This window comes from Enterococcus sp. HMSC078F03 (assembly GCF_001811595.1).
GTDB classification, from domain to species: domain Bacteria; phylum Bacillota; class Bacilli; order Lactobacillales; family Enterococcaceae; genus Enterococcus; species Enterococcus faecalis.
This window is the reverse complement of record NZ_KV805535.1, coordinates 90649-105938: the sequence shown is the minus strand read 5'-3', so window position 1 is coordinate 105938 and position 15290 is coordinate 90649. Positions and strand designations below refer to the sequence as shown.

Genomic DNA, 15290 nt, shown 5'->3' with positions numbered 1-15290 from the left:
GCTGAATGTCTGAAAAGCAATCCCCTTATGAAATGGCTTGTGCCTTCCACGAGGTTTTTAATCCACAACAACCAGAGCAACCAACTGCTTTTTCGCCAGAGCTAGCCAGTCGACGAGCAGAGTTTAAAGTTGAAGAACTTGTAGAATTTTTATATAGTGCTGCTAATAATGACCAGGTGCTTTTTCAACAATTGGTCAACGGATTAAAAAAATCTGTCGATAAAGCAGAGCAGAAAGTCTTGGCGAAAGGCAAACCAGTATCTGATCCTTTAGTGGAGGAAGTGGATGCACTAGTCGATTTATTGTATTTTACTTATGGTTCGTTTTGCTTAATGGGCGTCAATCCAACAAAAATTATTGAAATCGTTCATCAAGCCAATATGGGAAAATTATTTCCAGATGGACAGCCACATTATGATCCGGAAACAAATAAAGTATTAAAACCTGAAAATTGGGAACAAGATTTTGCGCCAGAAGCTAAAATTAAAGCGGAAATTCAACGCCAATTGAAAATTACTGAGACCAATGAAAAAGACGAATGAGTTTTCTCATTCGTCTTTTTCATTAATCATGGAAGAACGTCCGATATAAGGCTTTGATGGCTTTTTCTTCTTGTTCTTTTTTGATACCAAACATAATACTTACTTCCGAAGATCCTTGGTTAATCATTTCTAAGTTGATTTTTTCTTTGGCTAACGCCATTGTACTTTCAGCAGTAACCCCAATTCGTTGGCGCATGCCTTCCCCGACAATCATAATCATGGAAAGGTGATGCGTGATGCGTAACTCATCAGGCGCTAAAACTTCTTGGAGTTGGGCCATCAGTCTATTTTCAATTTCAGTTGTTAACTGGTCTTCTCTTAAAACAATTGTGATGTCATCAATTCCTGAGGGCATATGCTCATAGCTTAAGGCTAATTTTTCTAGTACTTCTAAAAGCCGTCGCCCAAAACCTAACTCTCTATTCATTAAATACTTACTAATGTAAATACTTGCGAACCCTTGATCACTAGCAATTCCTACAACAGGGGCATGCTTCACTTTGCGAGAAGTGGTAATTAGGGTGCCAGGATGATGTGGGTTGTTAGTATTTTTGATAACGACTGGAATATTTGCGCGATAGGCAGGCATTAAAGCTTCGTCGTGGAGGACGGCAAATCCTGCATAAGCTAACTCCCGCATTTCTCTGTAGGTCAATTCTTGAATCGTTTGAGGCTGTTCAATAATTCCAGGATGGGCGACATAAATTCCGTCCACATCGGTAAAGTTTTCATACAAATCTGCTTGAACACCTGCGGCAACAATGGACCCTGTGATATCGGAACCGCCACGAGAAAAAGTACAAATTTCGCCGGCTTCTGTATAACCAAAGAAACCTGGAATAACCAAGATTTGTTGAGTCTCACGATAGGCACTAATTTTCTCTAAAGCTTTTGGTAAAATGCGGGCATTGCCTGGCTCAGGTGTCACTAGGAGACCTAATTCTTTTGGACTAATGTAGCGAGCATCTAAGCCATTCTGATTGAAAAAACTGGCAACAACTTTTGCATTATTGTCCTCGCCGCTAGCTAAAAAATAGTCAAATAAAAAAGCATTGTTTTCTTTTGGTAAAGTGGCTAATTGGCGAATCGAAATAGCAATATCAGCTAAAACTGCTTTATCCAAGTGTAATTCATCAAAAAGATCTTCATAACGACGAATGATGGCAGAGATTGTCGATTCAATTTCCTCATTATTTAAGTAGCGCTGATAGTATTGAATCAATAAATCAGTCACTTTAATATCTTGCGGGGTTCGCTTTCCAGGAGCGGATACAACGACAAACGTTCGGCGCGGCTCTTCCTTGACGATTTGTAAGACTTTCTGTAACTGTGGTGCTGATGCTAGCGAGCTACCGCCGAATTTAACTACGTTCACGTTTATCACTCCTGTTTTTAATTATTTTCTCATTTGTAGATTAGTAAAAGGATACCGAAAAACATTTAGAAAAGCAACCACTTATTTTCAGAAAGTTAGGAAATCATGAAAATATTTGTTCTTCATTTTTTCTTAAAATTTTGTTAAACTGTAAAGATATGAGTCGTAACGAAGGAGTTAAATAGTATGACAGAATCCAAAACTGCCATTATTTTTGATATGGACGGTGTCCTAGTAGATAGCGAAGCTTATTATTATGAGCGACGTAAAGCATTTTTAGCGGAATTTGATTTGACCATTGAGGGCCTAACCTTGCCGGAATTAGTCGGCGCGGATATGCGTTCATTATGGCAAAAGATTGAACAAGTCAACAAAAGAGAGCTAGATATTGCTTTTTTAAATGAACAATACATAGCCTATAAAAAAGCGCATCCGATAGATTATTTAGCTGTGCTTGATGAAAATGCGAAACGTGTTTTACAATTTTTAAAAAGACAAGGCTATAAAATCGGATTAGCTTCTTCTTCCACAAAAGACGCAATTGAAGAGGTTTTGACAGTGGGGCAATTAAGTAGTTATTTTGATGCGGTCGTGAGTGGGGAAGATTTCGAAGAAAGTAAACCGGCGCCGGATATTTATCTGCACACGTTACAAGAATTAGCTGTTGCGCCACAGGAATGTATAGCCATTGAAGATTCAGAAAAAGGCATTGCTTCTGCCAAAGAAGCTGGGCTAGAAGTTTGGGCTATGCGTGATGAACACTTTGGGATGGATCAAAGTCAAGCGGATGCCTTCTTAACACAACTAAGTGATATTTGTAAAAAAATTAGTGAAAATCGGATCGATGAAAGCAGTAAATCAACCCCTTCGTAAGAAGATCGCGGGTTTTCTTAAAAAAATTTGTTATAACTAGTGAATGAATATACAGTTTGTGCTATAATTTTCTATAGGTATTTCTGCAAGAATGCCCTTTTTCAAGGGTCAGGAACAATAGATAACCGTGTGAAGAGAACAAACAACCTTTCTTTTATTATAGAAAAATTATCGGAGGAGCCAAAATGAAGAATAATTGGATTATCATTTTAGTACTAGTAATCGTTATTATTGCTGCGGTGCTATACTTAATTGGTTATTTTATGCGCAAAAAAAATCAAGAACAATTAGATGAATTAGAAGTTCGTAAAGAAGCCCTGTTTGACTTGCCAGTCTTTGAAGAAATCGATGACATTAAAAAAATGCATCTAGTTGGACAGAGTCAAAATAGTTTCCGTGAATGGAATCAACGTTGGGTAGAACTATCAACGCGTTCTTTCGCCGAACTAGAGAGTCAAATTTATGAAGTCGAAAATCAAAATGAAATTTTCCGTTTCATGAAAGCGAAGAAAGCAGTCGTGGAAGCGAATGAAACGATGACCGAAATGGAAGCCGAAGTGGAAGTCATTCGTAATGGCTTGAAAGAATTACGTGAAAGTGAAGAGCGCAATTCATTAGAAGTTCAAAAAGCTTTGGATGTCTATGAAGAATTAAGTAAATCACTAAAAGATGATAAAGCTAGCTTTGGTCCAGCATACTCCGAAATACAAAAACAATTAAGAAACGTCGAAATTGAATTCACACAATTTGTCACACTAAATACATCGGGGGACCCAATCGAGGCTCGAGAAGTCCTAGAAGATGCGGAACGTCATACGTATGAATTGGAAGACTTAATGAAACGGATTCCACCAATGTATGAAGAATTAAATGAAACTTTCCCAGATCAATTAAAAGAAATCGAAGAAGGCTACAACCAATTATTAGCTGACGATTACGTGTTCCCTGAACAAAACTTTGCTGAAGAAATTCAACATGCGAAAAAACGTGTCGAGAATTCAATGGCTGATTTAGAGAAAACAGAGATTGCCGCAGTAGAGGTCGCAAATCGCGACACAGCAACGGCGATTGATGCATTATATGAAGTGATGGAACGTGAGATTGAAGCGAAGAAATATGTCGTGACCAATCAAAAAATTATTGACGATTATATTTCTCATTCCTTAAAAAATAACCGTCAATTAATGATTGAATTGGACCATGTATCACAAAGCTACACCTTAAATAACAACGAGCTAGGACGTAGTCGTGGTTTCCAAACGGAAATTGAAGAAATTATTCGCCGTCAAAAAGACTTGGAACCTCGAATGAAAGAACATACCGTTCCTTACTCTGAAATTCAAGCGTTCTATAAAGAATGCTATAAGATTTTAGATGATATTGAAAATCAACAATTAGAAATTGATGCTTCATTGAAAGAACTAAGAAAAGGCGAAAAAGTCGCCCAAGAAAAAGTCGACGAATACGAATTCCGTTTACGGAGTATCAAACGGTATGTTGAAAAGCAACGATTACCAGGTTTGTCTGCTGATTACTTAGAATTTTTCTATGTGGCAACGGATCGAATTGAAGATTTAAGCCGAGCCTTAAATAAAATGCGCATTAACATGGATGAAATCAATCGTTTGTGTGACTTATGCGAAGATGATTTAGAGTTATTAGATAAGAAAACAAAAGATTTAGTCAATGCAGCAGCTCTGACAGAACAAATGATGCAATATGCAAACCGCTATCGTCATACTCACGAGAACATCCGAACGGCTTTAGATAAAAGCATGTATTTATTCTCGACAGAATTCCGTTATCAAGATGCATTAGATGAAATTGGAACAGCATTGGAAGCTGTTGAGCCAGGGGCGTTCAAACGAATCGAAGATTTTTATTTTAAAAATATCAATAACCCTAATCTAACAGCAATTTAATTAAACAATCACTAAACAGAGGTTTGTCGACAGACAAGCCTCTGTTTTTATGGCGTGGGGGTGACTTGAAGTGATACTTTAGAAAGTATATAATGGGAAAGAATTTTAAAAAAGAAGGGTGACAAATGATTTATTTTGATAATAGTGCAACTACACCGATTTACCCCCAGGCTTTAGATACATATGTAAAAACCAGTCAGCGGATTATTGGCAATCCGTCTAGTCTGCATGACTTAGGCAACCAAGCGAATCGGCTCTTACAACAAGCACGGAAGCAGATTGCGGAGCTAATCAATGTTTCAGCAAATGAAATCTATTTTACAAGTGGCGGAACTGAAGGCGATAATTGGGTTTTAAAAGGAACGGCAATCGAAAAACGAGAATTTGGTAATCATATTATTATTTCTGCAGTGGAACATCCAGCAGTTACAGAAACAGCGGAACAATTAGTCGAACTAGGTTTTGAACTTTCTTATGCGCCAGTGGATAAAGAAGGTCGTGTAAAAGTCGAGGAACTACAGAAATTAATTAGAAAAGAAACGATTTTGGTTTCTGTTATGGCAGTCAACAATGAAGTGGGAACGATTCAACCAATTAAAGAAATTAGCGAGGTTTTAGTGGAGTTTCCTAAAATTCATTTTCATGTAGACGCCGTTCAAGCAATTGGGAAAGTTAATTACTCAGAGTGGTTAACGGATCGGGTGGATTTTGCAACATTTTCTGCACATAAATTTCATGGACCACGAGGCATTGGTTTTATGTATTGGAAACAAGGAAAACGTTTAGCGCCGCTTTTAACAGGAGGCGGACAAGAAAACAACCAACGCAGTGGGACAGAAAACGTACCAGCAATTGTGGCAATGGCCAAAGCGTTGCGTTTGCATTTAGAGAACGAACAACAACGGCCGCAACATGTGGCGACATTACGGAGTTATTTATTAAAGGCGCTAGAAGAATTTCAAAATGTGACTGTTTTTTCACAAGATAATGAACATTTTGCGCCACACATTTTATGTTTTGCTTTGAAAGGGATTCGCGGCGAAGTGCTAGTCCATGCATTGGAAGAAAAACAGATTTATATTTCGACTACGAGTGCTTGTTCTAGCCGAAAAAAAATGGCTAGCAGCACCTTGTATGCCATGCATGTGCCTGGGGAATTGGCGACTTCCGCTGTGCGCATTAGTTTAGATGAAAGCAATACAATGGCAGAAATTGAACAATTTATGATTGTTTTCAACCAACTTTATCAAAAATTTTCTCGTGTAAATTAATAAAAAAATAAGTCGGAGCCTAGAAATAGGCTCCGACTTATTTTTGCTCTCTTTATCGATTGAAGCGGTAGCCACTTCCCCAGAGTGTTTCAATTGGAGAGTCAGAAAGATTGGCTTTTTTTAATTTTTCCCGAATCCGTTTAATGTGAACAACGACAGTCGAAACCTCAGTATCTAAGGCATCAAATCCCCAGACACTTTCAAAAAGTTCTTCTTTATTCCACACGCGATTAGGATGTTCCATCAAGAAAACCAACAATTTGTATTCTTTGCTTGTAAAAATAACTTCATTTTCTAAAACAAACACTTTGTGGGCGGCAGTGTCGACAGCGATTTCATTGATTTTTAGTAATTGTGGTGGTTGTTCTGCTTTGCTTAGCAATTGATAACGGTTCATATGGGCTTTTGCTCGAGCGACTAATTCATTGGGACTAAACGGCTTGATTATATAATCATCAGCACCTAAGCCAAGCCCACGAATTTTATCAATATCTTCTTTTTTAGCCGAAACAATCATGATCGGCGTTTGCTTTTTTTTTCGAATTGCACGACAGATTTCAAAACCATCCATAGTTGGCAGCATCACATCTAAAATAATTAAATCAAAGGGCTCATTTAAAGCTGCTTCCAATCCTTTTTTTCCATCATGTTCAATTGTGACAGTCATATCGTTAATTTCTAAATAATCTTTTTGCAAATCAGCAATGCTTGGATCATCTTCAATAATTAATACATGTGGTTTCATTTTTCATCCTCCAACAACGGCAACGTAATTATCACGTTGGTGCCGTCTCCTTTTTTACTTGTGACAGTGATTGTTCCCTGATGATAGTCAATAATTTGTTTGACAATACTTAATCCCAAGCCGCTTCCTTTAACTGTTGGGGTTCGAGATTTGTCTACACGATAGAAGCGTTCGAATAAATAAGGTAATTCTTTTTTATCGATACCAATGCCGTTATCTGTAATGGTTAAAACTAAGTCTGTTTGATTATGCGTTAAAGAAATCGTAAAGGCTAGTTGTTCTTTAGTGGGATCCGCAAATTTAATGCTATTTTGAATTAGATTGGTAATCACGCGATTCATCTGCGTGGGGTCCATTTGAACGTATAAGGCTTCGGTGGGAAGTACAGAAGTAATCACGAGTTCTTGTTCCAAACGGTATTCTTCAAGAATATGTGCAATAAAACGAGTGAAATTGGTCTTTTCCATTGTAAAGACAGCACGGTCTAGGTCTAATTTAGAATACAAAAATAATTCTTCAATTAAATCATTGAGGCCTAAACTTTTTTCATGAATGACCGTTAAATAGCGCTGTTTTTTTTCTTCGGTATTGGCAACACCATCCATCAAGCCTTCAACGTAACCAATGATAGAAGTAATTGGTGTTTTTAAGTCATGAGAAATATTGGCAATTAATTCTTTCCGATTATCTTCATATTTTTCGCGTTCCGCATTGGCTTCTTCTAAATCTTGCCACATTTGTTCAAAACTAAGTTGAAGCTGTTTGACTTCCGTTGAGACGGTTTGGTGGTTAGTTGGTGTAAATGGATTTTCTTTTTGGGCCTCCTTACCCAATGTTTTAGTCGCTTTTTCTAATGCTTCTAATGGCTCGATAGTGGTTTTGGTTAAGCGCTTATTAATGAGCCAAGCTGCCGCAATTGCTACAAGGACAATTAACAAAATCATCCAGATAATCCAGCGTGTGAAGAATTCAAAAAGGCTGCTTTCGCGTTTCAAGACAATAAAGCTCCCGTTAGAACCATCTAAATAATGAAAATCGGATTTGACATAATGATATAGACGCCCTGCATTATCCAGTGTGCCAGTTGGCATAATATTATTCATTTCGTAGTTTGGAATATGTACAGACAAAGATTTTTCTACTAAATTATCCGAATAATAAGGAAACCGTGCATTCTTTCGAATAATCACACTTAATCCTTTTTCCTCAATTGTTTGAATCGTTTCCTTTAATTCTTTACTTAAAGGCGTATCTAGTAATTTCGGTGACTTTTTTAACAATTGATCTAAGGATAAATAACTTTCTTCTTCGTTAGCGGTCAATGGTCGTTGCTTATTCATCATTCGGTAAGCTTGGGGCAAACTGGGGACAGTTCCTAATGTGATGTAAGAAGCTAAGGATAAAACAGCTAAAACAGAGGCTAAAGTAATAATGATGGCACTAATATAAGAAATAAAAAAGCGGCGTTTAATGGTCAAAAGCGTCCCTCCTAGTGGTTTTAATCTATTTCTTAATTATAGTGTATTACAAGTGAACAAAAAAAAGCTAGTATTGTTATTAACTTTTTTTCATTTGTTTATAATTTGTTCATTTTTCGGCAAGTAGGAGTTTATAAGGCTTTGCTATTCTAGATATATCAAAAAGAAAAAGGGGATTACCAACCATGAAAAAGAAAAAAGTTTTTAGTGCGCTTACCTTATTAACCTTTAGTACGTTGTTGATTGCAGGCTGTGCTGGCGGAGCCAACTCTGCAACAGATAAATCAAGTGCAGCTAGCTCAAGCACTGCAGTCTCTAGTTCAGCAGAAGCAGCTAAAGAGCAATCAAAAGGACAAGAATTAACAGAAATTTTATCCAGTACTGATTGGCAAGGCACAAAAGTTTACGACAAAAACAATAATGATTTAACAGCAGAAAATGCTAATTTTATTGGTTTAGCAAAATATGATGGTGAAACAGGTTTTTATGAATTTTTCGACAAAGAAACAGGTGAAACCCGTGGCGATGAAGGCACATTCTTCGTGACAGACGATGGCGAAAAGCGTATCTTAATTTCGGATACACAAAACTATCAAGCAGTGGTTGATTTAACGGAAGTGACGAAAGATAAATTTACCTATAAGCGAATGGGGAAAGATAAAGATGGTAAAGATGTAGAAGTCTTTGTAGAACATGTCCCTTATTCTGACAAAAAGTTAACTTTTACGAACGGTCGTAAAGATTTAGAAACAGAAACTGGCAAGATTGTTACCAATGAACCTGGCGATGACATTTTAGGGGCCACATTATGGAATGGCACGAAAGTTTTAGATGAAGACGGTAACGATGTTACTGAAGCAAATAAAATGTTTATTAGTTTAGCAAAATTTGATAATAAAACAAGTAAATATGAATTCTTTGATTTAGAAACGGGTAAAACTCGTGGAGATTTTGGTTACTTCCAAGTAATTGATAATAACAAAATCCGTGCCCATGTTTCAATTGGTGACAATAAATATGGAGCTGCATTAGAATTAACAGAATTAAATGATAAACGTTTTACGTATACACGAATGGGTAAAGACAATAACGGCAAAGAAATTAAAGTTTTTGTGGAACATGAACCGTATGAAGGCGACTTTACGCCAAACTTCACGTTCTAATTAGTCAATTACGAGTAGATGAAGTGGCCAAAAGAAAGTAAAGGATTCTTTTGACCACTTTATTTTTAACAAAAAAATAGTTTATAGTTGTTTTTAATCGTTTATAAATTGTTCATTTTTCTGACAGTGGTAGTTTAGAATCGTTTGTTAAGATAGGTTTATCAAAGAAAAGGAGCGATGCTTTATGAAAAAGAAAGTATTAAGTTCGATTACTTTAGTAACATTAAGTACGTTACTGATAGCAGGTTATGCAAGTCCAGCATTTGCAGATCATGCAGCCAATCCAAACAGTGCTACAGCAAATTTAGGTAAACATCAAAACAATGGCCAAACAAAAGGCGACAAGGCGACTAAGATTTTATCTGGTACGGACTGGCAAGGAACCCGAGTTTATGATGCTGCAGGTAATGATTTAACGGCAGAAAATGCTAATTTTATTGGGTTAGCAAAATATGATGGTGAAACCGGTTTTTACGAGTTTTTCGACAAAAATACTGGGGAAACCCGTGGTGACGAAGGAACATTTTTTGTGACAGGTGATGGTACAAAACGAATTTTAATTTCGCGGACACAAAATTATCAAGCCATAGTGGATTTAACTGAAGTGAGTAAAGATAAATTTACTTACAAACGTTTAGGAAAAGATAAACTGGGGAATGATGTTGAAGTTTACGTGGAACACATCCCTTATCATGGGAAAAAATTAGCTTTTACAAATGGACGTGAAGCATTAACCAATCAAACTGGCAAAATTGTGACAAATAAATCAGGGGATAAAATTTTAAGAACAACATTGTGGAATGGCACAAAAGTCGTAGATAAAAATGGGAATGATGTGACAGCGGCCAATCAAAATTTCATTAGTTTAGCGAAATTTGATCCAAACACAAGTAAATATGAATTTTTCAATTTACAAACGGGTGAAACCCGCGGCGACTTTGGGTACTTCCAAGTGGTGGACAATAACAAGATTCGGGCCCATGTATCTATTGGTACGAATCGTTACGGTGCGGCGCTAGAATTAACGGAACTAAACAATGATCGATTTACGTATACTCGAATGGGCAAAGATAACGCTGGTAATGATATTCAAGTATTCGTGGAACATGAACCTTACCAAGGAACTTTTAATCCAACATTTACCTTTTAAAAACTAGACATGAGAATAGGAACCAAAAGCAGGACTTCCTGCTTTTGGTTTCTCTCTTTTTAAAATAGAAAAACAGAGAAAGCGTTTTAATCGACAAATAAAAAAAGATTCGTTAGATTAGAACCACTGGAGAAAAATCTCATATTTCTCTCGAGGAAAGGAAGTTGAGCACAATGAACAAAAAAATTTTAATGGGGCTATTAAGTGTCGTGACCATTCCATTACTTGCTGCGTGTCAAGGAGGAGAAACACCCTCCGCAGCGTCAAAAAATAGTCAAACGGTGACTACTCAAAGTAGTGCAAAAACTGAAAGCACCAGTACAACCCGTTCGGTAGCTCAAACAACATCAAAAGAGGAAGTGAAAGAACCGATGAAGACCTATGAAGTGGGTGCGCTTTTAGAAGCAGCCAATCAACGAGATACGAAGAAGGTCAAGGAAATTTTACAAGATACTACTTATCAAGTGGATGAAGTCGACACAGAAGGCAACACACCGCTCAATATCGCTGTTCACAATAATGACATTGAGATTGCAAAAGCGTTGATTGATCGGGGTGCCGATATTAATCTGCAAAATAGCATTAGTGATAGTCCCTATCTTTATGCGGGAGCGCAAGGACGTACGGAGATTTTAGCGTATATGTTAAAAAATGCGACACCAGATTTAACTAAGCATAACCGTTACGGTGGCAATGCGTTAATTCCGGCAGCTGAAAAAGGACATATTGACAATGTGAAGCTCTTGTTAGAAGATGGACGAGAAGACATAGATTTCCAAAATGACTTTGGCTATACAGCGTTGATTGAGGCAGTGGGGCTACGTGAAGGGAACCAACTTTACCAAGATATTGTAAAATTGTTAATGGAAAATGGTGCGGATCAATCCATTAAAGACAATTCTGGTCGAACAGCAATGGACTATGCCAATCAAAAAGGTTATACGGAAATTAGTAAAATTTTAGCACAGTACAACTAAGTATTGTGTCCTTTCGGGAAGGAATAAATACAGGTAGGAGTGAAGGAAAGCATGAATTATTGGTTAAAAAATGTTCGAATTGAAACAGGGTATCAAAAAGAAGGTGACTGGTTATCTGGGACAGTAACCAAAGAAGTGGCAATTGAAGTAACAGATGGAGTATTTACAAAAATCATCCCCAATGAAGAATTGGTAGAAGAACCTGGGTTGACAATTATTGATGGTCACCATCAATTGATTTTACCAGGTTTGATTGAAAAACATTGTCACTTTGATAAAAGTAAACTAGGTGTTCCGTGGTATCCGGTGACGCCAGCGAAGTCAATTGTGGAACGTGTCGAAGCAGAAATCCCTTATTTAGATAGTTTAGAACTTTCTTTAACTGAACGCGCCAATCATTTAATTGACTTAGAATTACCACATGGCGCGACAGCCTTCAGAACACATGTTGACGTGGAACCGATGACAGACTTACGTTATTTTGATGAAGTCCAAGCATTGGGCCAAGCGAAACCATTTGCGGTAGAAATTGTCGTCTTTCCACAGCACGGCTTACTACGTTCAGATTCCGTTGAATTAGTTGATCAAGCATTGGCAAAAGGTGCCGATTTTATTGGTGGCGTGGATCCTTATTCACTAGATGGTGATTACAAAAAATCATTGGCTGAAACATTCCGCTTAGCAGATAAACATGGTGTCGGTGTGGATATTCATTTACATGACCGTCATGAAGCTGGGACAACAACGATTAAAGAAATTATTCGTTTAACGAAAGAATATGGTCTACAAGACAAAGTATTTATCAGTCATGCCTTCGGGTTAAATGATTTCATTGGTGAAGAACGTGACGAAGTTTATGACGCTTTAGCAGCAGAAAAAATTCATATTAATTCCAGCGTGCCAATCACACCTAACACGATTCCGCCAATTATGGAATTGTTACGTCATGGAGTCAATGTCCATCTTGGTTGTGACAATATCTACGATTGCTGGTCTCCTTATGGTGATGGCTCATTACAAGAAAAATTGGCTCGTTTAGGTGAACTTTTTAATGTGAAAGATCAAGATGCTTTAACACAATTATTAGGCTTAGTGACAGATGGTATCACGACTTTAGATGAACAAGGGCAAGCAAATTGGCCGCAAGTTGGTGCTGAAGCAACTTACTTACTCACTGAAGCAGAATGTGCGGCGGCTTTTGTCGCTCGTCAGACACCGGTGGAAATCAGTGTGGTAAAAGGAACCACACTTTATCAAAAATAACAAAAAGAAGCGAGATTTCTCGCTTCTTTTTTTGTTATGCTTATCGTTCCTTCAACCAGCTATCCAATTGCTCAAATAAAGCGATGACCGAAGGATCTTTGGTTTGTTTTAAAAAATCATGTTCTAAATAGTAAACCGCTTTAAAAGTACTCTCAGGAATGGTCCGTCCGATTTTTTTGCTATAGCGGAACGGCACTTCTTCGTCTGAGCTACTAGCTGTACTGAAACAAGGTGGAAACGTTTTTAATGTTTCGTCTGACAGTGCGTAAGCAGACCAGTCCTCATTTTCTGGTAATCCGTAAAAGTGCGGCAATAGCCCTTGCTGAATACTGTAATGATACAGCAGATAGCGAGAAAGAAAAGGATCATCCCAAACAGGCTTTGTTTGGTCAATGGTAGCTATTTCTTTAGCGGAAATGGCTTGCTTTAATAATTTTCGTGGCTCTTTAATAAATTCTAAATCTGTATAGCCGTAAAAATTGACTAAAAATTGTGGAGTCAAATTTAGTGTTTGTAATTGTTTGGTTAACTGTAACATTAAATAACCGCCAGCGGAACGTCCGCACAAACCAAATGGCTGATTTTGAATAATCTCTTCGTTTAGCAATTGGAAGGTTTCTGTTAGCGTCCCTAAGATGTGATCGATTTTTGTATTTGGAGCCAACAAATAGTCCAGCGCTAAAACGGTATAGCCATTGCTTGTAAACAGCTCCTTCAGTTCTTCTGGTAAATCACTTTTGGTTCCATAAATCATCCCGCCACCATGTAAATAGACGACATAGTTCGTTGATTCAGTCGTAGTGGGGTAGATAGTAACTGTTGCGCCATTAGCGAGTGTTTGATTGTTTTTCAAGTGCACGTCTCCTCATCTTTATAATGTATGTGGCAATTTCATAATTTAACAATTGCAAGGGATTGGCTAAGTCAATATCAAGAAGTTGTTCCACTTTGTTTAAACGATAACGAATCGTTTTTGAATGAAGGAACATCGCTTCAGAGGTCTGTTTATAGTTGCGATTATTTTTGAAAAAACTGTACAAGGTTTCAAACAAATCGTAGTTATTTTCGGCTAATTGATAAAGTGCGCGAGGAATTAATTCGTCTAAATTTTCCAATTGGTCTTCGCGGATAAAATTTTTAAATACCCCGATATCGGCTAAGGTGACAATTGGTCCGTTATAAAAAGTTTCATTAAAGCGCAGAATGTCCAGACATTCAATCAGTAGCTCTTTAATCCCTTCTCGTGATTTTAAACTGCTGACGGCAACGGTAAGCGTGTCGTTTTCTTCTAAAAGTTCAGCTAATAAACGACTTAATTGCAGCTTTGTAATTTTTCCATCACTTTCATTGAAGTTAAAAAGGACCGCCGAATAATTTAGCTGATCGAAGAAGATGGATTTCACACGCAGGGTACGAAGTAAGGCAATAATTCGTTCTTTCATGAGTTGTGTATTGGTGTCTTTGGTAGAAAAAGCAATCGCTTGGTAAGAATCTAGCTCTTGCATTTGCACTTCACGAAGCAAACTGTTTAGCTCGTCAGGATTTTGTGGTGTATTTTGTAAAATAGCATCCGCTAAGTTGTTCAAACGAGTATACCGTTCTTTTTTTAACAAATTTTCGGTATTGAATTTTTCTTGTAAGACATCAATCGCATTTTCGATAATCACTAAATCCGTTTCTTTAACCTTTTCATCTTGTAAATAAACCAGAAGTAAACAATTAGTGGAATAACTATTGAAAATAGAAACTTCTAGTGCCAACTGTTTTTTGGGGTTGGCATGAGAATAAAGTGTTAAAAGAGAGTAATCATTTTTAGTGAATTCACTGTTTTTTAGTTTTTCTCTTGAGAGCACAATCGCATCATGGGGTAAGTCACCATCGCTAATTTCCAGATGTTTATCCAACATTTTTAAAGCGAAGGGTAATTTAATGATGTCATAAAATTCTTGCATAATCGTCTCAACCGTTGGGTAGTGGCGCTCTAATTTGGTGAAACGTTGGCGCACATCGTAATACGTACGTAAGACATGCGACTGATAATTCAACAAAGGCTCGTAAATCGTAAATAGAATTTTTTCATAGCTAATGTCTTGTGTGATTTTAATTAAAGGAATTTCATAATTGAAACATAATTCGATAAACCACTCTGGAATCATTTTAATGAATCGATCTGTTTTCAAAATTAAGCCGCTGATGCCAATTCGGCGCATCTTTACGAAAAAATTTTCCAACTCTTTTTCGGGTAGATCATGCAATGCGTAGAAAGAAGTCAAAATTAACTGATTCTTTCTACTCCAGTTCTCGATATCAATCGCTTCTAAGACCATTGCCGAATCAACTTCATTGTCTAAACCAATCTCTTTCGTCAAAATTTTACCTTTTTTTAAGTCACCTATCGATAATAACTCTCTTAATTTCATCGTTTTCTCCTTTTTTCCTCTTATGGATAAAAATTATACCATTTTTTTAGAATTATGTCCGATGAAAACACTTTCTCGTTTCGATACAATAGCATTGTAAGGAATAGATAG

13 protein-coding genes are annotated in these 15290 nt (G+C 37.1%); 8 read left to right on the top strand and 5 right to left on the bottom strand.

Annotated features, from left to right (window positions below; translation table 11 throughout):
* Positions 1 to 5 precede the first annotated feature (5 nt).
* Positions 6 to 542: a pyrophosphohydrolase domain-containing protein gene (locus HMPREF2810_RS02305; RefSeq protein ID WP_002383648.1), complete on the top strand. Its 537-nt coding sequence runs from the start codon at positions 6 to 8 to the stop codon at positions 540 to 542.
* Positions 543 to 564: 22 nt separating this feature from the next.
* Here the strand turns inward: HMPREF2810_RS02305 and HMPREF2810_RS02300 are convergent, their stop codons facing one another.
* Positions 565 to 1917: an aspartate kinase gene (locus tag HMPREF2810_RS02300; RefSeq protein ID WP_002385384.1), complete on the bottom strand. Its 1353-nt coding sequence runs from the start codon at positions 1915 to 1917 to the stop codon at positions 565 to 567.
* Positions 1918 to 2103: 186 nt separating this feature from the next.
* Between HMPREF2810_RS02300 and HMPREF2810_RS02295 the strand changes: the two genes are divergently transcribed.
* The 3 genes from HMPREF2810_RS02295 (at position 2104) to HMPREF2810_RS02285 (ending at position 5983) form a co-directional block, all read left to right on the top strand.
* Positions 2104 to 2790, top strand: coding sequence for an HAD family hydrolase (locus HMPREF2810_RS02295; RefSeq protein ID WP_048942481.1), 687 nt, complete (start codon positions 2104 to 2106; stop codon positions 2788 to 2790).
* Between the two features lie 185 nt (positions 2791 to 2975).
* A complete protein-coding gene (ezrA, locus tag HMPREF2810_RS02290) occupies positions 2976 to 4712 on the top strand; it encodes a septation ring formation regulator EzrA (RefSeq protein ID WP_002375789.1) in 1737 nt (578 codons plus the stop codon).
* 125 nt (positions 4713 to 4837) lie between these two features.
* Positions 4838 to 5983: a cysteine desulfurase family protein gene (locus tag HMPREF2810_RS02285; RefSeq protein WP_002383651.1), complete on the top strand. Its 1146-nt coding sequence runs from the start codon at positions 4838 to 4840 to the stop codon at positions 5981 to 5983.
* A 52-nt stretch (positions 5984 to 6035) separates the two neighbouring features.
* Here HMPREF2810_RS02285 and HMPREF2810_RS02280 read toward each other — a convergent pair whose 3' ends face one another.
* Positions 6036 to 6728, bottom strand: coding sequence for a response regulator transcription factor (locus tag HMPREF2810_RS02280; RefSeq protein WP_002355236.1), 693 nt, complete (start codon positions 6726 to 6728; stop codon positions 6036 to 6038).
* The gene (locus tag HMPREF2810_RS02275; RefSeq protein WP_002416569.1) at positions 6725 to 8068 is read right to left on the bottom strand and encodes a sensor histidine kinase; all 1344 of its coding nucleotides are present in this window, start codon (positions 8066 to 8068) and stop codon (positions 6725 to 6727) included. Before HMPREF2810_RS02275 ends, HMPREF2810_RS02280 begins: the two co-directional genes overlap by 4 nt.
* Before the next feature lie 323 nt (positions 8069 to 8391).
* Here HMPREF2810_RS02275 and HMPREF2810_RS02270 point away from each other — a divergent pair, with 323 nt between their 5' ends.
* The 4 genes from HMPREF2810_RS02270 (at position 8392) to HMPREF2810_RS02255 (ending at position 12759) form a co-directional block, all read left to right on the top strand.
* Positions 8392 to 9369, top strand: a complete 978-nt coding sequence (locus tag HMPREF2810_RS02270) for a DUF4822 domain-containing protein (RefSeq protein ID WP_002383654.1) — start codon at positions 8392 to 8394, stop codon at positions 9367 to 9369.
* 184 nt (positions 9370 to 9553) lie between these two features.
* Entirely contained in the window at positions 9554 to 10519 is a 966-nt protein-coding gene (locus tag HMPREF2810_RS02265; protein WP_002383655.1) for a DUF4822 domain-containing protein, read from the top strand.
* Positions 10520 to 10692: 173 nt separating this feature from the next.
* A complete protein-coding gene (locus HMPREF2810_RS02260) occupies positions 10693 to 11496 on the top strand; it encodes an ankyrin repeat domain-containing protein (RefSeq protein ID WP_002383656.1) in 804 nt (267 codons plus the stop codon).
* Positions 11497 to 11547: 51 nt separating this feature from the next.
* A complete protein-coding gene (locus HMPREF2810_RS02255; RefSeq protein ID WP_002415950.1) occupies positions 11548 to 12759 on the top strand; it encodes an amidohydrolase family protein in 1212 nt (403 codons plus the stop codon).
* A gap of 40 nt (positions 12760 to 12799) precedes the next feature.
* Here the strand turns inward: HMPREF2810_RS02255 and HMPREF2810_RS02250 are convergent, their stop codons facing one another.
* A complete protein-coding gene (locus HMPREF2810_RS02250; protein ID WP_002383659.1) occupies positions 12800 to 13612 on the bottom strand; it encodes an alpha/beta hydrolase in 813 nt (270 codons plus the stop codon).
* Positions 13587 to 15179: a PucR family transcriptional regulator gene (locus HMPREF2810_RS02245; RefSeq protein WP_002383661.1), complete on the bottom strand. Its 1593-nt coding sequence runs from the start codon at positions 15177 to 15179 to the stop codon at positions 13587 to 13589. Before HMPREF2810_RS02245 ends, HMPREF2810_RS02250 begins: the two co-directional genes overlap by 26 nt.
* Positions 15180 to 15290 lie beyond the last annotated feature (111 nt).